Here is an 18,562-nt window from a genome sequence, read left to right as displayed (position 1 = left end):
ACCCCCCGCGCCGAGGGCGTGCGGCGGTGAACCGGGTCTTCCAGGGGCTCGACTCGGGGCAGCTGCTGCTGATCGCCGCGGCGGGGCTGGTGGCCGTCGCCGGCGTGGCCCACACCGCCGCCGTCGGCCTGGTCAGGCCCGACATCGCGGTGGGCTTCGGCGCGCTCATCGCGATCGGGGAGCTCGCGCGGCTCACGATGCCGGGCAACAGGGAGGTCGCGCCCATCGGCGCGGCCGCCGCGCTCGGCTACACGCTGCTGCTCGACCTCAGCGACGTCCAGCTCGAACACACCGCGCTGCAGGTGGTCGCCGTGATCGCGGTCGGGATGATCGCGGGGGCGCTGCCGCATCTGGCCGTGGGCCGCCCGCCCAGGCTCGACGCGATGGCCAGGAGGCTGCTCACCGGCGCGCTGCTGGCATTCGCCTTCAGGCCGCTGGCCGGCGCTCTCTACACCCTGACCCAGGAGCCGACGAAGACCTGGTGGCCCGCGCTGGTCGTCATGGTGGCGCTGATCGCGATCGCCCTGCTGGCCGACGTGCTCATCGCGGCGATGCTGCGAGCCGAGCAGGTGCGCACCGCGTTCAAGGTCGCGGTCAGGGACGAGATCAGGATGGCGTTCCCGCTGGGCGCGGCCGTGGCCGCCTCCGGGGTGCTGCTCGCGCTCGCCTGCCACAGCATGGACCTGATGGCGCTGCTGGTGTTCGCCGCGCCGCTGCTGGTCACCCAGGTCGCCTTCCGCAAGTACGCGGGCATCCGCGCGACCTACCTGCAGACCGTGCGCGCCCTGTCGAGGGTGACCGAGGTCGGGGGATACGTCGAGCCTGGCCACTCGCGCAGGGTGAGCAGGCTGGCCGTGGCGATCGGCAGGGAGCTCGGCATGGCCGAGCCCGAGCTGCTGGAGCTCGAGTACGCGGCGCTGATGCACGACATCGGCCAGCTGTCGCTGCGCGATCCCATCCCCGGAGGGGCGACCGTCCTCACCGATCCCGAGCAGGCGCGGCGCATCGCCGAGCTGGGCGCTGCCGTGATCAGGCAGACGGGCGTGCTCGACAGGGTCGCCGAGCTGGTCAGGAGGCAGTGCGACTCGATCGCCGAGGACCCGCCGATGTCGAGCAGGATCATCAAGGCCGCCAACGCCTACGACGACCTCGTCGGCGGGTCCACCGACCGCGACAGGGCGGGGGCGGCTCTGGAGCGGCTGAGGCTCGGCATCGGCGGCGAGTACGACCCGGCGGTGATCGAGGCGATGGCCCGCGTCGTCGACAGGCTCGCCCCGGTGCATCGGCTCTAGGCGGGGGGCGCTCCGCACGGCGTTTCCCCGCTCACTTTTGTGGACTTCCTACAAGACGAACTGTCCGGATCGGTGGTTTCGAGGGAAAGGGTCGGACAGCCGGCGATCATAGGGTGGGCGTCGTGCTTAATGAGACGCTCGGAACCGTCCTGATCGCCAACCGAGGCGAGATCGCCAGGCGGATCATCCGCACGGTCCAGCGGCTGGGGCTGCGAGCCGTCGCGGTCCACTCCGAGGCCGACGCCGATCTGCCCTTCGTCACCGAGGCCGACGAGGCCGTGCTGCTCGGCCCCGCCAACCCCGCGCAGAGCTACCTCGACGTCGACAAGGTGCTCGAGGCGGCGCGCGCGACCGGAGCGAAGGCCATCCACCCCGGCTACGGCTTCCTCGCGGAGAACGCCGCCTTCGCCAGGGCCGTCGTGAAGGCCGGTCTGATCTGGATCGGTCCCGCCCCCGAGGCGATCGAGCGGATGGGCGACAAGATCAACGCCCGAAACCTGATGGAGCGGGCGGGCGTGCCCGTCGCCGCGGGCACCCGCGAGCCCGTCACCGACCTGGAGCAGGCGCGGGCGCGAGCCGAGGAGATCGGCTACCCGGTCATGGTCAAGACCGCGGGCGGCGGCGGTGGCATCGGCATGAGCGTCGCCCACGACGCCGAAGGGCTGACCAAGGCGTTCGAGCAGGCCGCGAGAGCCGCCGCGCGCTTCGCCAGCGGCGACGTTCTCGACGGGCCCGCCGTCCTTCTCGAGCGCTACATCGAGCGCGCCCGCCACGTCGAGGTGCAGATCCTCGGCCTGCCCGACGGCACCGTCCTGGCGCTGGGCGAGCGCGACTGCTCGGTGCAGCGCCGCCACCAGAAGGTCGTGGAGGAGTCGCCGTCGCCCGGTGTCACGCCGGAGCTGCGCGAGCGCATGCTCGCCGCCGCCGTCAAGGCGGGCGAGGCGGTCGGCTATCTCGGCGCGGGCACGGTCGAGTGCCTCGTCGACGCCGACAAGCAGGACTTCGTCTTCCTGGAGATGAACACCCGCCTGCAGGTCGAGCACCCCGTCACCGAGTTGGTCACCGGGCTCGACCTGGTCGAGCTGCAGCTCAGGGTCGCCGCGGGGGAGAACCCCGAGGTGCGGCCCGAGGTGGAGGGCCATGCGATCGAGTTCCGCGTCTACGCGGAGGACCCCAAGCGCTTCTTCCCAGGGCCCGGAGCGATCACGGTGTGGGAGGAGCCCTCCGGTGACGGCGTCCGCGTCGATTCCGGCTACGCTGCGGGCACCACGGTCACGCCGTTCTACGACCCGCTGATGGCCAAGCTCTGCGTGTACGGCCAGAGCCGCGCCGAAGCGCTCGAGCTGGGCAGGAAGGCGGTGGACGCGTTCAGGGTCGAAGGGCCGAAGAACAATCTGCCGTTCTGCGCCGAGCTGCTCGGCAACGCCGAGTTCGTCAGCGGCGAGTACGACACGGGCCTGGTCGGCCGCATGCGCGCCACGTGACCGTGACACAGTTGAGGCATTGAAAGAGGGGAGTTCCCGTGGCTGAGGTGCACGCCGAGATGGTGGCGAACGTGTGGAAGGTCGTCGTCGCCGAGGGCGACACGGTCGAGGAGGGCGACACGCTCGTCATCCTGGAGTCCATGAAGATGGAGATCCCCGTCCTGGCCGAGGACGACGGTGTGGTGTCGCAGCTGAAGGTGGCCGAAGGCGACGTCGTGCAGGAAGGCGACCTGATCGCCGTCATCTCCTGAGCGTTCGCCTCAGGAGAGCCGGCCGAGGAACTTCTCCCGATCGACGACCACCCGCTCGATCGTGCCCTTGCCCACGAGCTTGGCGCGATCGCGGGCGGTGAAGCTGAAGACCAGGCGCCTGCCGTCCACCGCGGTCAGCTCGGCGCTGATCTCGACGTGCGTGCCGACGGGGCTGGCGGCCAGGTGGTCGAGCTCGACGCGGGTGCCGACAGACGTCTCGCCGGGCGCCAGGTGCTTCCTGACGGCCTGCGTGGTCACCATCTCCGCCAGCGCCAGCAGCCTGGGCGTCGCCAGCACGGGCACGTCACCGCTGCCCACCTTGGCGGCGGTGTCCGACCGCTCGACCATGATGAGCATCGAGGATCGGAGTCCGGGCTCGAGCGTCATGACGCCAGGCTACTTGATCGGATCTCGCCCATCGGACGGACAGGAAAGGCCGCGAGGCACCAGGATAGGTTTGTACGGCTTGCGCCAATTTTGTGGTGAGAAAACTGGGACAAGCCTTACACTTCCAGAATTCCGTGACCTCTGCGTTACCTCGCCGCGATACAAATCCGCTTTGTTGGAGAACCCTGGGGTGGGAGAGGTTCCAGACGACAGGGGGTAACGGGGGAGACATGGTGGCCCAAGGGACGACGCTGGCGGGGCGATATCGCCTGGATACCCGCATCGGCGCCGGCGGCATGGGCGAGGTGTGGCGTGGCGAGGACATCGTCCTTGCCCGCACCGTCGCCGTCAAGGTGCTGCTTCCGGGCCGCACGGACGACCCCGGATTCGTCGCCCGCTTCCAGGGCGAGGCCCGAGCGATGGCGACGGTCAACCATCCGGGCGTCGTCGACGTCTACGACTACGGTGTGCATCAGGTGGCGGGCGCGGGGGCGACCGTCTACCTGGTGATGAAGTTCGTCGACGGCGAGGCGCTCGACAGACTGCTGCAACGCCTCGGGCGCATCGCGCCCGAACCGGCCATGGAGCTGATCGCCCAGGCGGCCGCCGCGTTGCAGGCCGTCCACGACCAGGGGATCGTGCACCGCGACGTGAAGCCGGGCAACCTGCTCGTGCAGCGCGACGGCACGCTGGTCATCACCGACTTCGGCATCGCCCGGCAGGACGTGGCCAACAGGCTCACCGACGCGGGCATGGTGCTCGGCACCGCGGCCTACTGCGCGCCCGAGCAGGCGGAGGGCGCCCCCGTGACGCCCGCCGTCGACATCTACGCCCTCGGCGTGGTGGCCTACGAGTGCCTGGTGGGCGTGCGCCCCTTCGACGGCGACAGCCCTGTCACCATCGCGCTCAAGCACATCCGCGAGGCTCCGCCGCCGCTGCCCGCCGAGATCCCGCCCTCGGTCAGGGCGGTCGTCGAGCGGGCGCTGTCCAAGGACCCCCTGCGCCGCTTCCCGAGCGCCTCGGCGATGGCGGCCGCGGCCAGGCAGGCCGTGCAGTCCGCGCAGGCGGGCTCGCCTCCCTCGCTCACCGACCTGGCGCCCGTCACGGGGGCCACGATGGCGCCCTCACCGTCGACAGGGGTCGTGCAGCCGCCCGAGAACACCACGGTCACCACGCCGGGGTCGCGCCGTGGCACGCGCAGGGCGGCCAAGGCGACCGGCGGCAGGGGCGTGCTGGTGGCGGGCATCGCGGCGGTGGCCGTGCTCGGCGTGGGCGCTGGCGCGGTGGCGCTGACCGGCATGAACGCTCAGCGGGTCCCGGAGGCGACGATCTCACCGGTGGGTGGCGCCAGCGAGAAGCCGTCCGCGCCCAAGACGACCAGGCCACCGAAGCCGAAGCCCGCCGAGCCCACGGAGGAGCCTTCCCCCACCGAGGACGAGACCGCCGAGCCGACCGTCAGGGTGACGACGCCGAAGCCCTCCGTCACGCCGACGACCTCGCCCACGCCCTCGAAGACCCCACAGAGGCAGCCGCTCGTGCCCAACGTGAAGGACATGTTCATCGAGGAAGCGACCAAGAGGCTCCAGGCCTCCGGATACACGATCAGGGTCAAGGCCGTGATGGTGATGGAGCCCGACAGCTGCAAGAAGGTGTCCAGCCAGGTGCCCGAGGCGGGCAAGCCGCTGGCGAAGGGCAAGACGGTGGTCGTCTCGGTGGTGGGCGACATCTGCCCGCCGGGCAAGTCGCCGAGCCCGTCGCCCTCGACCAGCCCGACGCCGAGCACCTCGCCCTCGCCGACGATCACCGCTAAGCCGTAGGGACAGCCTTCCCCTGCTACACCCCTGTGGTGTTGCGGGGGTAGGCGACCTGCGGGTCCGTCGCGATGTTCACCATGTACGGCACGCCCGAGTCGAACGCCCTCTTCAGCGCGGGGCCGATCTCCGACGGCTTGGTGACCAGCTCGCCGCCGCCGCCGAGCGCGGTCACGACCTGGTCGTAGCGCGTTCCTGGCCGCAGCTCCGCGGCCACGTCGTAGCCGTACAGCATCTGCATGGGGTGCTTCTCCAGCCCCCACATGCCGTTGTTGCCGCACACCATGACCACCGGCAGGTTGTGGCGTACGAGCGTGTCGACGTCCATCAGCGAGAAGCCCGCGGCCCCGTCGCCCAGCAGCAGCACCACCTGTGAGGACGGCCTGGCCAGCCGGGCGGCGATGGAGTAGCCGAGGCCGGTGCCGAGGCAGCCGTAGGGCCCGGGGTCGAGCCAGTTGCCCGGCTGGCGCGGCTCGACGTACTTGCCCGCGTAGGAGACGAAGTCGCCGCCGTCGCCGATCACGACCGCGTCGTCGGCGAGCACCTTGCCCAGCTCGCCGTAGACGCGCATGGGGTGGATGGGATCGCTGTCGGCACTCAACAGGTCGGCGTCGCCTGAAACGGCCGCAGCGGCCGCCTCAGAGAGCGTGGAGAGCCACGAGGCGTAGCGCGACGGCTTCACGCCCGCGTCGCCGCAGGCGGTGGCGAGGCTCCAGAAGACCAGGGACAGGTCGCCCGCGGCGGAGGCGGCGGGCTGCATGTGGGTGGCCAGCTGGGACGGCGCGTCGGCGAGATGGACGACGTGCGCCAGCGGAGCGCCCTCCTTGCCGCCGAACCAGCCGTAGCCGAGGCGGAAGTCGAGCGGGGTGCCGACGACGATCACCAGGTCGGCCTGGCCGAAGGCGAGGCCGCGGGCGCGGGTGACGAGCAGTTCGTGGCCGGCGGGCAGGATGCCGCGGCCCTGGCCGTTGGGGATGACCGGCAGGCGCCACGCCTCGACGAAGTCGCGGGCGGCCTCCTCCGCGCGGTCCATCCAGACGTCGGAGCCGAGAACGACCACGGGTCGCTCGGCCTCGGCCAGCAGCCCGGCGACGCGGGCCAGGGAGTCGGGGTCGGGCTCGTACGGCGAGGGCGTCTGCGTCTCGGCCTGGTGCATCTGCGCGGGCGCGAAGAGGTGGTCCATGAAGAAGTCCACGAAGACCGGGCCCCTGTGCGGCGCGACGGCCGTGCGGAAGGCCATCTCGACGTCCTGGCCGATCGAGTCGGCGCCCGAGGAGGTGAAGGCGAGCTTGGTGATCGGCTCGAGCAGGGGCGGGTGGTCCATCTCCTGCAGCGCGCCGCTGCCCCAGCGCGACTGCGGCGCACGGCCGCCCATGACGACGACGGGCGAGCCGTTGAAGTGCGCCGTGGCGACGCCGCTGACGCCGTTGGTGATGCCGGGGCCCGCGGTGAGCACGGCCAGGCCGGGCTTCCTGGTCAGCCGGGCCGTCGCCTCGGCGGCGAAGACGGCGCTCTGCTCGTGCCTGACATCGAGGATGCGCACGCCCTCGTGGACCGCGCCGTCGTAGAGGGGGAAGACGTGCCCGCCCGAGAGGGTGAACATGGTCTCGATGCCATAGGCCTTGGCGACGGCGACAGCGGCGTCACCTGCGTGCTTCGCGGAGTCCATGGCCCGGAACCTACCAGCCGCTCAGCGTTCCAAACAGGGAGGCGTCACGGCTTGCGTCCGACCGCTCCGTAGCCGTCCACCTCCGGAGGGGTGATGCCCTCGGGCCGCCACCGCGTCACCGAGACCAGCCCGGGCTCCACGAGTTCCAGGCCCTCGAAGAAGCGGGCGATCTGCTCGGGGCTGCGCTGGATGTAGGGCAGCGCGCCGCTCTCGTTGTACTGCTGGTGCGCCTGCCTGTTGGCCTCGCTGTGCACGTTCGTGCCGTCGTTGAGCGCCAGGTAGCTGCCCGAGGGCAGCGCGTCGAGCAGCCTGCGGACGATCGACAGCGCGCTCTCGTCGTCGGCCACGTGGCCCATGATGCCGCTCAGGTTGAGCGCGATAGGCCGCGAGAAGTCGAGCGTCTTGGCGGCCGCGGTGAGGATCACCTCCGGCTCGCGGACGTCGGCGTCGATGTAGTCGGTGGCGCCCTCGGGCGTGCCCACCAGCAGCGCGCGGGCGTGGGTCAGCACGAGGGGGTCGTTGTCGACGTAGACGACGCGCGACTCCGGCGCGATCCGCTGGGCGATCTCGTGGGTGTTGTCGGCGGTGGGCAGCCCGGTGCCGATGTCGAGGAACTGCCTGACGCCGGCCTCGGCGGCCAGCCAGGCGATCGTCCTGCGCAGGAAGGCCCTGGAGGCGCGCGCGCCCATGGCCATCCCTGGGAAGATCTTCAGGAACTCCTCGCCCGCGATCCTGTCGACCTCGTAGTTGTCCTTGCCGCCGAGCCAGTAGTTCCAGATCCTGGCGGAATGCGGCACGCTGGTGTCGATGTCGCTCATGCGGACAACCTAGCGATCTAGTGACGGTGACGGTACGCCGCCAACTTCCTGAAGGATCGTCGCGTCTACTAGGCATGGGGATGATGACAACGGGGGCGGCGCTGATGACCGCCGCGGCCACGCTGCTCGGCGGCGCCACGACCAGCCTGCCGAAGGGCTTCCTGCTGTGGGAGGGCCGATCGAGCGGCTGGGACATCTGGGAGGTGTCGGACAGGGCCTCGACTCCGCTCATGCTCGACGCCTGCCACGACAGCTACTGGTCCAAGCGCGGGGGCGTCGAGAAGGGCCGCGTGGCGGCCAGGACCGTCTACCGGCAGCAGGAGATCGAGATCGGCGGCGAGCAGGTCGCCATCTACCAGGACGAGTCGGGCGCTCGCGCGGCGATGGACGCCATGCGGGCCGAGCTGAAGCGCTGCGCCTCGCGCGGCGACGGCATCGAGCGCATCAGCTACTACAGCAAGCCGCTCGCGCTGGGCGACGAGGCCGTGCGGGCGGGGGCCCGCTACTGGGAGGGCGGCCTGCGGCAGGTGGCGGTGCGCAGGGGTGCGGCGATCATGGTCTACACCGAGACCGCGTGGCCGACCCCTTCGCTGCCGATGGGCGAGTTCAAGACACTGCTCAAGGACGCCAGGGAGATGTCCAGGAAGGTGTGCTGGCTGCCCGAGGCCCAGTGCCAGAACACCTGATCCGCTAGGGGCGGCGCAGCCTGGTGACGAACTTGTACCTGTCGCCCCTGTAGAGGGACTGCGCCCACTCGACCGGGTTGCCGTCGGCGTCGAAGGCGTGCCGGGTGAGCAGGAGCATGGGCAGGCCGACGTCGACGCCGAGCATCTGGGCGTCGTACGGCGTCGCCAGCACGGTCTCGATGACCTCCTCGGCGTCCGTCAGCCGCACGCTGTAGGCGTTGTGCAGCGTCTCGTAGAGGGAGGAGTGCACCTCGAGCTCGCGCCGCAGCCTGGGGAAGCGCCTGGCCGACAGATGCGTGGTGTCGATCGAGACGGGCTCGCCGTTGGCCAGCCTGAGCCGGTGGATGCGCAGCACCCTGCCGCCCGGGTTGATCGCCAGCCGTCGCGCCAGCGCCTCGTCGGCCGTGATGTAGCTGATGTCGAGGATCTTGGTGTCCGGCTCCAGGCCCGCGGTGCGCAGGTCGCCGATGTAGGAGGTGAGCTGCAGCACCTGGGCGACCTTCGGCTGGGCGACGAAGGTGCCCTTCCCCTGGATGCGTACCAGCCTGCCCTCGACCACCAGCTCCGTCAGCGCCTGGCGGACGGTGGTACGCGACGTCTCGAAGCGCACGGCCAGCGCGCGCTCGGGCGGCAGCGAACTGCCGGGCGTCAGGCTCTTGGTGAGCTCCAGCAGGCTCCGTTTGACGTCGTAGTACTTGGGTACGCGAGGGGGTTCTTCTGTCACGCTCTCACCTTCACTCCAGCACGGCGGTGAGGGCGTGTCTGATCACCGCGAGATCATCGGAACTCAGATTGGCCCGAGCGGTCAACCGCAGGCAAGTGCGGTGCGCGGGTATGCGGGCGTGCCGGTCGAGCCCGCAGGGCGTGCTCGTCCCATCGCGCGCGTATCCGGGCAGCTCGGGCTGATTGTGAAGGATATCCATCGCCGCACGTGCGACGGCAACCGAGGCCGCTGTGAGGGCCGTGGCGACCACCTCCTGGGCGCGGGGACCGCCGTGCGGTGTGACGGTTCTCACAATGTGAGATGCCCCAAAACCCGCCCTGTCGTACCTTCGCGCGGCCTGCGAGTTGGTTGTTAGGGCGGAAAGCACGCATGATGCACTCGTGCCGACTCTCAGCGACCTGGTCGTCCGCCACACCGCGCTCGACGCGGCGGACCTCGACTGGCTGCACTCGCTCGTCTCCGACTGGCAGCTGCTGGCCGACCTGTCGTTCGCCGACCTCATCCTCTGGGCGCCGCTGCTGGAGCGCAGGGGCCCGAAGGTTCTCGACGAACCGGGCGCGGGCGGGGACCAGGGCTGGATCGCGATCGCGCAGATGCGTCCCACCACCGGCCCGACCGTCTATCACGACGACATCGTCGGCACCGTCGCGGCCAAGGGGGAGCGGCACCTCATCGACACCGCGTGGAACGAGCGGCGCATCTGCCGCGAGGGCGACCCCGACTGGTCGACAGGGGTGCCGGTCCGCGAGGAGACCATCCCGGTACGGCGGGCGCTGCCCAACGGCGAAGGCCGCTTCCTGGGCGTCATCCAGCGTTCGACCAACCTGTCGTCGGCCCGCACACCCTCCCGCCTGGAGCTCACCTACCTGCAGAGCGCCTCCGACCTGGCCCAGATGGTGGCGGAGGGGCGCTTCCCCTTCTCGGGCGAGGAGCCGATCCTGGTCCGCTCGCCCCGGGTCGGCGACGGCCTGCTCAGACTCGACCGCGCCGGCAGGGTGACCTACGCCTCGCCGAACGCGCTGTCGGCCTACCGGCGACTCGGCCTGCACGCCGACCTGGTGGGCGCCGAGCTCGGCAGGCTGACCGCCGCTCTCTGCTACTCGGACGAGCCGATCAACGAAGACCTCATGATCGTGGCGAGCGGGCGGGCGGCCAAGGAGACCGAGGTCGAGTCGGGCGGCACGATCGTGCAGCTCAGGGCGATCCCGCTGATCGTCGGCGGCGGGCGCATCGGCGCGCTGGTACTCATCCGCGACGTCACCGAGCTGCGCAGGCGCGAGCGCGAGCTGATGACCAAGGACGCCACGATCCGCGAGATCCACCACCGCGTCAAGAACAACCTGCAGACCGTCGCGGCCCTGCTGCGCCTGCAGGCGCGCCGCCTGCAGGTCCCCGAGGGACGCGAGGCGCTCGAAGAGGCCGTACGGCGGGTCGGCTCGATCGCCATCGTGCACGAGACGCTGTCGATGGCGCCGGAGGAGTTCGCCGACTTCGACGAGATCGCCGACAGGGTCATCGCGATGGCGGGGGAGGTGTCGGCCCCCGAGGCGGCGGTGACGCCGCGAAGGGTCGGCACGTTCGGGGTGCTTCCCTCGATCGTCGCGACCCCGCTGGCGATGGCGCTGACCGAGCTGCTGCAGAACGCGCTGCAACACGGCAGGCCCCGGCGGCTGCAGGTCGTCGTCGAGGCCAGAGGCGACAGGTTGAGCGTCGTGGTGTGGGACGACGGGCGCGGACTGCCCGCCGACTTCGATCTCGACAGCACCACCAGTCTCGGCCTGCAGATCGTGCGCACACTCGTGGAGGGAGAGCTGTCGGGCAAGCTGGCCATCGAGCCGCGTCACGGGGGCGGGACCGAGGTCACGCTGTCGATCCCGCTGCCCACCTCGTGACCGCGGCGGTGCGGTGACCCCGCGGGGTCACCTGCCTGGCGGGAACGGCTCCCTCGCCAGGCGTCGTCGGGTGGTGCGGTCAGGCGGTGGCGCGGGCGCGGGCACGAGCGTTGCGGCGCTTGAGGGCGCGGCGCTCGTCCTCGCTGAGACCGCCCCAGACGCCGGCGTCCTGGCCGGACTCCAGGGCCCACTTCAGGCACGAGTCGACGGCCGAACAGGAACGGCAGACCTGCTTGGCCTCTTCGATCTGCATGAGCGCGGGGCCCGTGTTGCCGATCGGGAAGAACAGCTCAGGGTCCACGTCACGGCAGGCAGCTCGGTGGCGCCAGTCCATGCGTCCACTCCTTCGTAGATGGAGCCGCTGTGCCCGGCTCCGTGCGGGTCTACTTTGTGAAGAGTTTCACTAACTAGCGCGAGCATGTACCCGTGATCCTGTTTGGATCCGGGGGGAGTGCCCGCGCCCCGCCGGTAGGGCCTCGGGGTAGTTAAAGGTCCTACGTTCCGACGTCAATGATGAGACTTCCAGCCACGCTGAGTACACGCAAGAGGTTTGGCGCTAAGTTTTGGTGGATATGGATGTCGGATGCATCACACAATGACCGAATGTAACCGTCTAGACCAGGACTTGTAACGCGTCCGGGACAGACCGGAACGTTACGGACTCACGTTCGCCCAGGTAGTCACCGTCGAGCTGAAAGGCGACGGGGCGCTCTGCCGAGAGGGTGAACTCGGCCTCGTCGTGGAGCTGTACGAGGTGCCTGCCCCGTGGAAGGGTGTCACGCTCCGTGAGAATCTGCCGGATGATCGAGGTCATCGAGGGCAGCCCCATGCGCTGGAGCCCGAGCAGGTCGAGCCCGGTCTCGAAGCTCGCCCACGGGGTCGGCTCGACCGGGCGCGAGCCCACGTAGGTCCACGGCGAGGTGTTGGAGATGATCGCCATGAAGACGCCCTCCGCCGCGGGGATGCCTGGCCCCTTCACGGTCATTGCGGCGTGGCGTTTGTCGGTGGCCAGATAGTGGCGCACAGCGGTGTTCACGTAGCGTGCGGGGGTCGCCTTGCGGCCCGCGCCGCGCAGGCCCTCCACCGCGCGGATGACCTCGGCGTCGTAGCCCATGCCCGCGCAGAAGGTGAAGTAGCGGCTCTCACCCTCCCAGAGGGCCTGGCCCAGGCCGACGGACCTGCGGCGATCCTCGCGCAGGGCCTCCAGGGTCGCGCCCGTGGCCTCGATGGGGTCGTTGGGCAGACCCAGGGCGCGGGCGAAGACGTTCGCGCTGCCGCCGGGGATCACGATGAGCGCCGGGCGTTCGGCCCTGCCGCCGGCGTTGAGCAGGCCGTTGACGGTCTCGTTCACGGTGCCGTCGCCGCCGAGCACCGCGACGGTGTCGTAGCCCTTGGCATGGGCGGTGCGGGCCAGCGCCGCGGCGTGCCCCCTGTAGCGCGTCTCCTCGACGGTCAGGTCGACGGCGGCACCCAGCGCGCGGATGAGCACGTCACGCGTGCGGCGATTCGTCGTCGTCGCCTTGGGGTTGACCAGGAGCATCGCGCGCATACGGCCAGCGTAGCCAATGATCCATGTCCGTCTTGTCCGTATAGCGGCTTAGAGGGGTGCGTGTCGCATTTTTGGGTCTTGGTCCGTCTTGGCCGCCCGGTGGAGAGGGCGAGGGCAGGGGCCGGGATGATGGGGGCGCCCTGACGTGACGGCGACCGGCCGGAGTCCTGCTGGAGTAGCGTGGAGGACGGTCGGTCACCGGTGAACGACGGTGGCCTTGAGCCCGCTTATGCCGTACAAGAGGAATGAAGAAGCATGCGCCCTTGGAGCTTGGTGGCCGCCGCCGCGATCGTGGCGGCAGAGGGACTGGTGGCGCTCGGGCTCGGGGTCTACGCCCTGGTCGGCACGCTGGCCGGTGAGGCCACGGAGACCACCGCCGCGCTCGCCGAGGCCGCGTTCGGGCTGCTCGTCGGGGCGGGGTTGATCTGGGTCGCCGTGGGCGGCCTGCTCAGGGCCGAACGGTGGGGCAGGGCGCCCGGCGTGCTGACCCAGATCTTCCTGATCCCCGTGTCGATCACGGTGATGCAGTCGGGCTGGCCCGCGATCGGCGTGCCACTGCTGGCGGCCGCGATCGCGGGCCTCGGCACGCTGCTGGCGCCGCCGACCACCAAGGCGTTGTACGGCGACTAGTCCTCGGCCGTCAGCCCCTCGCGCAGCTGCGCGAGCGTGCGGGCCAGCAGGCGTGAGACGTGCATCTGCGAGATGCCGAGCTCGGTGGCGATCTGCGACTGCGTCATGTTGCCGAAGAAGCGCAGCAGCAGGATGCGCTTCTCGCGCGGAGGCAGCCGTTCGAGCAGCGGCTTGAGCGACTCGCGGTACTCCACCCCCTCGAGCGACTCGTCGACGATGCCCAGCGAGTCGGACACGGCGGGCGCGTCGTCGTCGCCCGAGTCGGGGGCGTCGAGGGAGACCGTGGAGTAGGCGTTGGCCGACTCCAGACCCTCGAGCACCTCTTCCTCGGTCATCTTCAGGAACGCCGCCAGCTCGGCCACGGTCGGCGCGCGCCCCTCACGCTGCGACAGCTCGCTGATCGCCTTGGTCAGCGACAGCTTGAGCTCCTGCAGCCTGCGCGGCACGCGCACGGCCCAGCCCTTGTCACGGAAGTGCCGCTTGATCTCGCCGACGATGGTCGGCGTCGCGTAGGTGGAGAACTCCACCCCGCGCGCCAGGTCGAACCTGTCGATCGACTTGATCAGGCCGATGGTGGCGACCTGGGTCAGGTCGTCGAGCCACTCGCCCCTGTTGCGGAAGCGCCGGGCCAGGTATTCCACCAGGGGAAGATGAAGCTCGACCAGTTCGTCCCTGATGCGCTGCCTGCGCGGCTCTTCCGGGCCCAGCTCGGCCAGCTCGGCGAAGAGCATGCGGGCGCGCACCCTGTCGGGCACGGCGTGGTCGCTGGCGGCCATGGCTCCAGTCCTTTCCGTCACGCCGGCCTCGCCGCGCCTCGGCGCTTACGCAGGACGATCGCCATGCGGTCGGGGGAGTCGGTCACCGCGTCCACGTCGTCGGCCAAGGCCGTCAGCACCATCCACGCGAAGTCATCGCGTTTGGGCGCGGAGCTGCCCACGGTCGCGACCTCCACCCTGACCTGCATCTCCTGCCCTGTCAGCTCGAACTCGGCCGTCAGGTCGGTGCCGGGCACGGCTTCGTTCAGCAGCATGGCGCAGGCCTCGTCGACGGCGATGCGCAGGTCCTCGATCTCGTCGAGCGTGAAGTCAAGCCGTGCGGCCAGGCCGGCAGTAGCCGTACGGAGCACGGACAGATACGCGCTCGCGGCGGGCAGTCGGACGCTCACCACATCACGAATCACGCGCGCCTCGGTGTCCTCGGTCACGTTCCTCCTCGCGTATAGGACGCTCTCTGCAACTTACCGCCACCGGGACCCGATTGGCGGATTCAGACGCGCCAACCAACGAAAAAGGCCCCGCGACCGCGGGGCCCTTCCTTGACGGTTCAGGCCGCCTTCGTCTCCCAGAAGATCTTGGAGATCTCGTCGATCTTACCGAGCAGCTCGTCGGCCTTGTTCACGTCGACCGTGCCCTTGCCGCCGGCAGCGCCCGCGAGCTTGGTGGCCTCCCAGAACAGCTGGTGCAGCTGCGGGTAGGTCTCCAGGTGCGGGGGCTTGAAGTAGTCGGTCCAGAGCACCCACAGGTGGTGCTTGACCAGCTCGGCGCGCTCCTCCTTGATGGTGAGGGCGCGGGAGCGGAAGACCGGGTCCTCGTTGCCTGCGTACTTCTCCATGATCGCCTTGACCGACTCGGCCTCGATCCGCGCCTGGGCGGGGTCGTAGACACCGCAGGGCAGGTCGCAGTGCGCGGAAGCGACGTGCTTGGGTCGTAGCAGTCGTGCGAGCATCAGAAAGTCCTTCCTTGATGCTGTATCAGCTTGGTCCGGTTACCGACCTTACCGGAGTGGCTTTGAGCGTCCCCGGCCGCACGGGGCGGACGGGTCACGTGCCGCAGGTCGGCTCGAAGGCCTGGTCCATTCAGCCTCATGGTTAAGGGTGAGAGCGATATCGTGAGCCTGGGGTGATCAAGGGTGAGGCTGCGTTACAACTTCCGGCTCTACCCCGACGCCGCCCAATGTCAGATGCTGGCCAGGACGTTCGGCTGTGCCCGGGTGGTGTGGAACGACGCCCTGACCGCTCGCAGGACCGCGCGCAAAGCCGGTCTGCTATTCATCGGTGACGCCGAGATTCAGCGCTTGGTGCTCACCGCCGCCAAGAAGCGCCCTGAGCGTGTGTGGTTGCGAGAGGTGTCCTCCGTGGCGCTTCAGCAGGCGGTCCGTGATCTCAACGCTGCCTACCAGCACTTCTTCGACTCCCTCAGCGGCAGACGCAAAGGGCCGAAGATGGGTCTGCCCCGGTTCAAGTCGCGCCACGACCACCGGCAAGCCGTCCGATTCACGACCAACGCCTTCCGGCTTCATGCGGACGGCTCGCTGTACCTGGCGAAGATCGGGAATGTGGAGGTCCGCTGGTCTCGTGCGCTACCTGTCGCTCCGTCGTCGGTCACGGTCACCCTGGATGCCGCGGGGCGCTACTTCGCCTCATTCGTCGTCGAGGTGGAGGAGGGCTCCCAGAGCCTTCCGGAGATCGACGCCGAGAGCGGGATCGATCTCGGACTGACTCACTACGCGACCCTGAGCGACGGAACCAAGATCGTCAATCCGCGGTGGTTGCGGCGGCGGGAGAGGAAGCTCGCCCGCCTGCAGCGCTCGCTCGCTCGCAAGCGGAAGGGGTCGAAGAACCGAGACAGGGCCAGGGTGAAGGTGGCCCGCCAGCATGCCAGGGTGGCCGACGCGCGCCGCGACTTCCTCCACCAGACGAGCTCCTCGATCATCCGTGATAACCAAACGGTGCACGTCGAGACGCTGTCGGTGCGAGGCATGGCGCGCGGCCGCCACGCCAAGTCGGTGCACGACGCGGGCTGGGGCACATTCCTGGCCATGCTCGCGGACAAGTCCACCAGGCGTGGACGCGTCCTCGTCCAGATCGGCCGCTGGCATCCCTCTTCCCAGTTGTGCCCGTGTTGCGGCTGGAAGATCGGAAAACTTGCCCTTCACGTGCGGGAGTGGGACTGTCCGTCCTGCGGCGAGCACCATGATCGCGACGTCGCCGCGGCGATCACCATCCTGCTCGAAGGGCAGCGCATGACCCGTACGAGCGTGGCCGCCGGGCTGGCTGGACACGGCATAAACGACTGTGGAGGGCGGGTAAGCCCGGGTGAGGCAACTCCGAGCCCGGCACCGCCCGAAACCTACGACGCTTCAGCGGCGTAGCGGAAGCAGTAAGAACCTCACGGCGACGTGGGGTAGTCCTCGGCGCTTAAGCCGGGGAGGACGTCAATCGCGTGGGGAGATCAAGCCCATGAGGGTACGTGTCGAAGGCGACTCCATGCGTCCCGCACTCCTGCCGGGGGACTGGCTCCTGGTACGGCGTGGCGCAAGGGTTCAGCCGGGCGACCTCGTCGTGGCCAGGCTGCCCGGCGACCCGGCCCAGCTGATCGTCAAGAGGGCCCGGTGGCACGGCGCCGAGGGCTGGTGGCTGGAGAGCGACAACCAGCGCGCCGCAGGACGCAGGGACAGCTGGGACTTCGGGCCCGTCGCCGACATCGTCGGCACGGTCGTGCTGCGCTACTGGCCGCTCCTGCGCCGGGCCCGGTAGGCGGCCACGTTCGCCCTGCTGGCGCAGCGCTCGGAGCAGTAGCGGCGCGAGCGGTTGGACGAGGTGTCGACGAACACCCGCGAGCATCGCGCGGCCTGGCAGACGCCCAGCCTGTCCACGCCGAGCTCGGTCACCACCGCGGCCAGGCCCATCACCACGCCGCCCTCCGCCAGGTGCAGGTGCCAGCGCTGCCCGTCGTGCCCCGAGATCTGCGGACTGACCGGATGGCGCGCGAGCAGGTCGTTGAGCAGCTCGACGGCCTCCCGCTCCCTGCCGGCCGCGGCGTGCGCGAAGACGGTCGTCAGCTCGGCGCGCAGGTCGCCCTCGTCCGGCAGCTCGCCGTTGACCAGCAGGACGGCCAACTCCGCGTATGAGGTCAGATCCAACCTGTTAACACTCCTTACACATGGCCGCGTCTCAGTATGTGGCAGAATCAAAAAACGGGTGACCCCCGTACCCCCTCACGAAGACGCCCTGCGTACGACACCTCTCGTGCCGCGTCTGGTTCGTGTCCGTTTCCGATGAACTACTGGGGTCGCTGTGGCTGTCACGCCCGCTTCTGCATCTCTCGAATCCCTCGATCTGGATCCGGCCTTCGCCCTCCACCGCGGTGGCAAGCTCGAAGTCCGCTCCACCATCCCCGTCCGCAACGCCGACGACCTCTCCCTCGCCTACACACCGGGGGTCGCCAAGGTCTGCTCGGCCATCGCCGAATCCCCCGAGCTGGCCAGGGACTACACCTGGGTCTCCAACGTGGTGGCCGTCGTCTCCGACGGCACCGCCGTCCTCGGCCTCGGCGACATCGGCCCCGCGGCGGCCATGCCCGTGATGGAGGGCAAGGCGCTGCTGTTCAAGGAGTTCGCCGGCGTCGACGCGGTGCCCCTCTGCATCGACTGCACCGACGTCGACGCGATCGTCGAGACGGTCGCCAGGCTCGCGCCGTCCTTCGGCGGCATCAACCTCGAGGACATCAGCGCGCCGCGCTGCTTCGAGGTCGAGGACAGGCTGCGCGCCCTCCTCGACATCCCCGTCTTCCACGACGACCAGCACGGCACGGCGATCGTCGTCCTCGCCGCGCTCAAGAACGCCGCGAGGCTCACGGGACGGCCGCTGTCCGCGCTGCGGGCGGTCGTCGCGGGGGCGGGCGCCTCGGGCGTCGCCGTCACCCGCATGCTGCTGAACGCGGGCATCGGCGACATCGCGGTGTCCGACTCCAAGGGCATGATCTATTCGGGGCGCTCAGGGCTCAACCTCTACAAGGAGGCCCTGGCGGCCGACACCAACAGGGCGGGCTTCACCGGCTCGACCGCCGCCGCGCTCGAGGGCGCCGATGTGTTCGTCGGGTTGTCGGGCTCGACGGTGCCCGAGGAGGCGATCGCCTCGATGGCGCCCGACTCGATCGTGTTCGCGCTGTCCAACCCCGACCCCGAGGTGCACCCGGCCGTGGCCGCCCGTTACGCGCGGGTCGTGGCCACGGGACGCTCCGACTTCCCCAACCAGATCAACAACGTGCTCGCCTTCCCCGGCGTCTTCAGAGGGGCGCTCGACGTCCGCGCCACGACCATCACCGAGAACATGAAGGTGGCCGCGGCCTCGGCGCTGGCCGACGTGGTCGGTGAGGCGCTGAGCGAGGACTACGTCATCCCCAGCCCGTTCGATCCCCGTGTCGCTCCCGCCGTCATCGCCGCGGTGTCGGAGCAGGCGCGGATGGACGGCGTCGCCAGGCTCTAGCCACCACCCGTGTGGCGATCTCTCAGCGGCGGAGTTTGCCCTTCCTTTGTGGAACGGCACCGCACGGGTTACCTTGCGTGCTAGAACTGGAACGCTCTGTAAT

Annotated in this window: 20 protein-coding genes; 10 read left to right on the top strand and 10 right to left on the bottom strand. The window is 69.8% G+C overall.

The window, feature by feature from the left end:
• The first annotated feature begins 26 nt into the window (after positions 1-26).
• From ABFX50_RS18940 to ABFX50_RS18930, 3 genes are all read left to right on the top strand, one after another.
• Positions 27-1,292: an HD-GYP domain-containing protein gene (locus tag ABFX50_RS18940; protein ID WP_346148041.1), complete on the top strand. Its 1,266-nt coding sequence runs from the start codon at positions 27-29 to the stop codon at positions 1,290-1,292.
• A 122-nt stretch (positions 1,293-1,414) separates the two neighbouring features.
• A complete protein-coding gene (locus ABFX50_RS18935; RefSeq protein WP_346148039.1) occupies positions 1,415-2,776 on the top strand; it encodes an acetyl-CoA carboxylase biotin carboxylase subunit in 1,362 nt (453 codons plus the stop codon).
• 38 nt (positions 2,777-2,814) lie between these two features.
• Positions 2,815-3,027, top strand: coding sequence for a biotin/lipoyl-binding carrier protein (locus ABFX50_RS18930; protein ID WP_183655844.1), 213 nt, complete (start codon positions 2,815-2,817; stop codon positions 3,025-3,027).
• A 9-nt stretch (positions 3,028-3,036) separates the two neighbouring features.
• On the opposite strand, the gene ABFX50_RS18925 is transcribed toward ABFX50_RS18930, so the two are convergent.
• Positions 3,037-3,414, bottom strand: coding sequence for a thioesterase family protein (locus ABFX50_RS18925; RefSeq protein ID WP_346148037.1), 378 nt, complete (start codon positions 3,412-3,414; stop codon positions 3,037-3,039).
• 230 nt (positions 3,415-3,644) lie between these two features.
• On the opposite strand from ABFX50_RS18925, the gene ABFX50_RS18920 reads away from it, so the two are divergent.
• Positions 3,645-5,231, top strand: coding sequence for a protein kinase domain-containing protein (locus tag ABFX50_RS18920; protein WP_346148035.1), 1,587 nt, complete (start codon positions 3,645-3,647; stop codon positions 5,229-5,231).
• 16 nt (positions 5,232-5,247) lie between these two features.
• Here ABFX50_RS18920 and ABFX50_RS18915 read toward each other — a convergent pair whose 3' ends face one another.
• Complete coding sequence (locus ABFX50_RS18915) at positions 5,248-6,894, bottom strand: acetolactate synthase (protein ID WP_346148033.1); 1,647 nt, start codon at positions 6,892-6,894, stop codon at positions 5,248-5,250.
• Between the two features lie 44 nt (positions 6,895-6,938).
• Positions 6,939-7,712 (bottom strand): SAM-dependent methyltransferase, encoded by a 774-nt coding sequence (locus ABFX50_RS18910; RefSeq protein WP_346148031.1) that lies wholly within the window; start codon positions 7,710-7,712, stop codon positions 6,939-6,941.
• Between the two features lie 74 nt (positions 7,713-7,786).
• Here ABFX50_RS18910 and ABFX50_RS18905 point away from each other — a divergent pair, with 74 nt between their 5' ends.
• Complete coding sequence (locus ABFX50_RS18905) at positions 7,787-8,398, top strand: hypothetical protein (protein ID WP_183655859.1); 612 nt, start codon at positions 7,787-7,789, stop codon at positions 8,396-8,398.
• A gap of 4 nt (positions 8,399-8,402) precedes the next feature.
• Here the strand turns inward: ABFX50_RS18905 and ABFX50_RS18900 are convergent, their stop codons facing one another.
• Positions 8,403-9,122, bottom strand: a complete 720-nt coding sequence (locus ABFX50_RS18900) for a GntR family transcriptional regulator (protein ID WP_183655862.1) — start codon at positions 9,120-9,122, stop codon at positions 8,403-8,405.
• A 380-nt stretch (positions 9,123-9,502) separates the two neighbouring features.
• On the opposite strand from ABFX50_RS18900, the gene ABFX50_RS18895 reads away from it, so the two are divergent.
• Positions 9,503-11,014 (top strand): sensor histidine kinase, encoded by a 1,512-nt coding sequence (locus tag ABFX50_RS18895; RefSeq protein ID WP_346148028.1) that lies wholly within the window; start codon positions 9,503-9,505, stop codon positions 11,012-11,014.
• 79 nt (positions 11,015-11,093) lie between these two features.
• Here the strand turns inward: ABFX50_RS18895 and ABFX50_RS18890 are convergent, their stop codons facing one another.
• Both ABFX50_RS18890 and ABFX50_RS18885 read right to left on the bottom strand, forming a co-directional pair.
• Positions 11,094-11,348 (bottom strand): WhiB family transcriptional regulator, encoded by a 255-nt coding sequence (locus tag ABFX50_RS18890; protein WP_183655868.1) that lies wholly within the window; start codon positions 11,346-11,348, stop codon positions 11,094-11,096.
• 279 nt (positions 11,349-11,627) lie between these two features.
• Entirely contained in the window at positions 11,628-12,563 is a 936-nt protein-coding gene (locus tag ABFX50_RS18885) for a diacylglycerol/lipid kinase family protein (protein ID WP_183655870.1), read from the bottom strand.
• Positions 12,564-12,818: 255 nt separating this feature from the next.
• On the opposite strand from ABFX50_RS18885, the gene ABFX50_RS18880 reads away from it, so the two are divergent.
• Positions 12,819-13,193: a hypothetical protein gene (locus tag ABFX50_RS18880; RefSeq protein WP_183655872.1), complete on the top strand. Its 375-nt coding sequence runs from the start codon at positions 12,819-12,821 to the stop codon at positions 13,191-13,193.
• Here the strand turns inward: ABFX50_RS18880 and ABFX50_RS18875 are convergent.
• The 3 genes from ABFX50_RS18875 to sodN form a co-directional block, all read right to left on the bottom strand.
• Positions 13,190-13,969, bottom strand: coding sequence for an RNA polymerase sigma factor SigF (locus ABFX50_RS18875; RefSeq protein ID WP_183655874.1), 780 nt, complete (start codon positions 13,967-13,969; stop codon positions 13,190-13,192). The two genes, ABFX50_RS18880 and ABFX50_RS18875, sit on opposite strands and share 4 nt — an antisense overlap.
• Positions 13,970-13,986: 17 nt before the next feature.
• Positions 13,987-14,397 (bottom strand): ATP-binding protein, encoded by a 411-nt coding sequence (locus ABFX50_RS18870; RefSeq protein ID WP_183655876.1) that lies wholly within the window; start codon positions 14,395-14,397, stop codon positions 13,987-13,989.
• Between the two features lie 119 nt (positions 14,398-14,516).
• On the bottom strand, positions 14,517-14,918 hold the full coding sequence (gene sodN, locus ABFX50_RS18865; protein WP_221241347.1) for a superoxide dismutase, Ni: 402 nt from the start codon (positions 14,916-14,918) through the stop codon (positions 14,517-14,519).
• Between the two features lie 183 nt (positions 14,919-15,101).
• Here sodN and ABFX50_RS18860 point away from each other — a divergent pair, with 183 nt between their 5' ends.
• Together ABFX50_RS18860 and ABFX50_RS18855 are read left to right on the top strand one after the other, a co-directional pair.
• Positions 15,102-16,343: an RNA-guided endonuclease InsQ/TnpB family protein gene (locus tag ABFX50_RS18860; protein ID WP_346148024.1), complete on the top strand. Its 1,242-nt coding sequence runs from the start codon at positions 15,102-15,104 to the stop codon at positions 16,341-16,343.
• An 88-nt stretch (positions 16,344-16,431) separates the two neighbouring features.
• The gene (locus ABFX50_RS18855) at positions 16,432-16,728 is read left to right on the top strand and encodes a S24 family peptidase (protein ID WP_183655878.1); all 297 of its coding nucleotides are present in this window, start codon (positions 16,432-16,434) and stop codon (positions 16,726-16,728) included.
• On the opposite strand, the gene ABFX50_RS18850 is transcribed toward ABFX50_RS18855, so the two are convergent.
• A complete protein-coding gene (locus ABFX50_RS18850) occupies positions 16,698-17,114 on the bottom strand; it encodes a CGNR zinc finger domain-containing protein (RefSeq protein WP_183655883.1) in 417 nt (138 codons plus the stop codon). The two genes, ABFX50_RS18855 and ABFX50_RS18850, sit on opposite strands and share 31 nt — an antisense overlap.
• Before the next feature lie 154 nt (positions 17,115-17,268).
• Here ABFX50_RS18850 and ABFX50_RS18845 point away from each other — a divergent pair, with 154 nt between their 5' ends.
• Complete coding sequence (locus ABFX50_RS18845) at positions 17,269-18,459, top strand: NAD(P)-dependent malic enzyme (protein ID WP_346148021.1); 1,191 nt, start codon at positions 17,269-17,271, stop codon at positions 18,457-18,459.
• Positions 18,460-18,562 lie beyond the last annotated feature (103 nt).

This window comes from Nonomuraea recticatena (assembly GCF_039533245.1).
Classification (GTDB): Bacteria; Actinomycetota; Actinomycetes; order Streptosporangiales; family Streptosporangiaceae; genus Nonomuraea; species Nonomuraea roseola.
Note: the sequence above shows the minus strand (reverse complement) of the source record. Positions and strands in the feature narration are given on the sequence as shown.

Excerpts from the sequence above, each read along its gene's own strand:
- ABFX50_RS18925 (WP_346148037.1), bottom strand. The coding sequence starts at position 3,414 with ATGACGCTCGAGCCCGGACTCCGATCCTCGATGCTCATCATGGTCGAG.
- ABFX50_RS18920 (WP_346148035.1), top strand. The coding sequence starts at position 3,645 with ATGGTGGCCCAAGGGACGACGCTGGCGGGGCGATATCGCCTGGATACC.
- ABFX50_RS18915 (WP_346148033.1), bottom strand. The coding sequence starts at position 6,894 with ATGGACTCCGCGAAGCACGCAGGTGACGCCGCTGTCGCCGTCGCCAAG.
- ABFX50_RS18910 (WP_346148031.1), bottom strand. The coding sequence starts at position 7,712 with ATGAGCGACATCGACACCAGCGTGCCGCATTCCGCCAGGATCTGGAAC.
- ABFX50_RS18905 (WP_183655859.1), top strand. The coding sequence starts at position 7,787 with ATGGGGATGATGACAACGGGGGCGGCGCTGATGACCGCCGCGGCCACG.
- ABFX50_RS18890 (WP_183655868.1), bottom strand. The coding sequence starts at position 11,348 with ATGGACTGGCGCCACCGAGCTGCCTGCCGTGACGTGGACCCTGAGCTG.
- ABFX50_RS18885 (WP_183655870.1), bottom strand. The coding sequence starts at position 12,563 with ATGCGCGCGATGCTCCTGGTCAACCCCAAGGCGACGACGACGAATCGC.
- ABFX50_RS18880 (WP_183655872.1), top strand. The coding sequence starts at position 12,819 with ATGCGCCCTTGGAGCTTGGTGGCCGCCGCCGCGATCGTGGCGGCAGAG.
- ABFX50_RS18875 (WP_183655874.1), bottom strand. The coding sequence starts at position 13,969 with ATGGCCGCCAGCGACCACGCCGTGCCCGACAGGGTGCGCGCCCGCATG.
- sodN (WP_221241347.1), bottom strand. The coding sequence starts at position 14,918 with ATGCTCGCACGACTGCTACGACCCAAGCACGTCGCTTCCGCGCACTGC.
- ABFX50_RS18855 (WP_183655878.1), top strand. The coding sequence starts at position 16,432 with ATGAGGGTACGTGTCGAAGGCGACTCCATGCGTCCCGCACTCCTGCCG.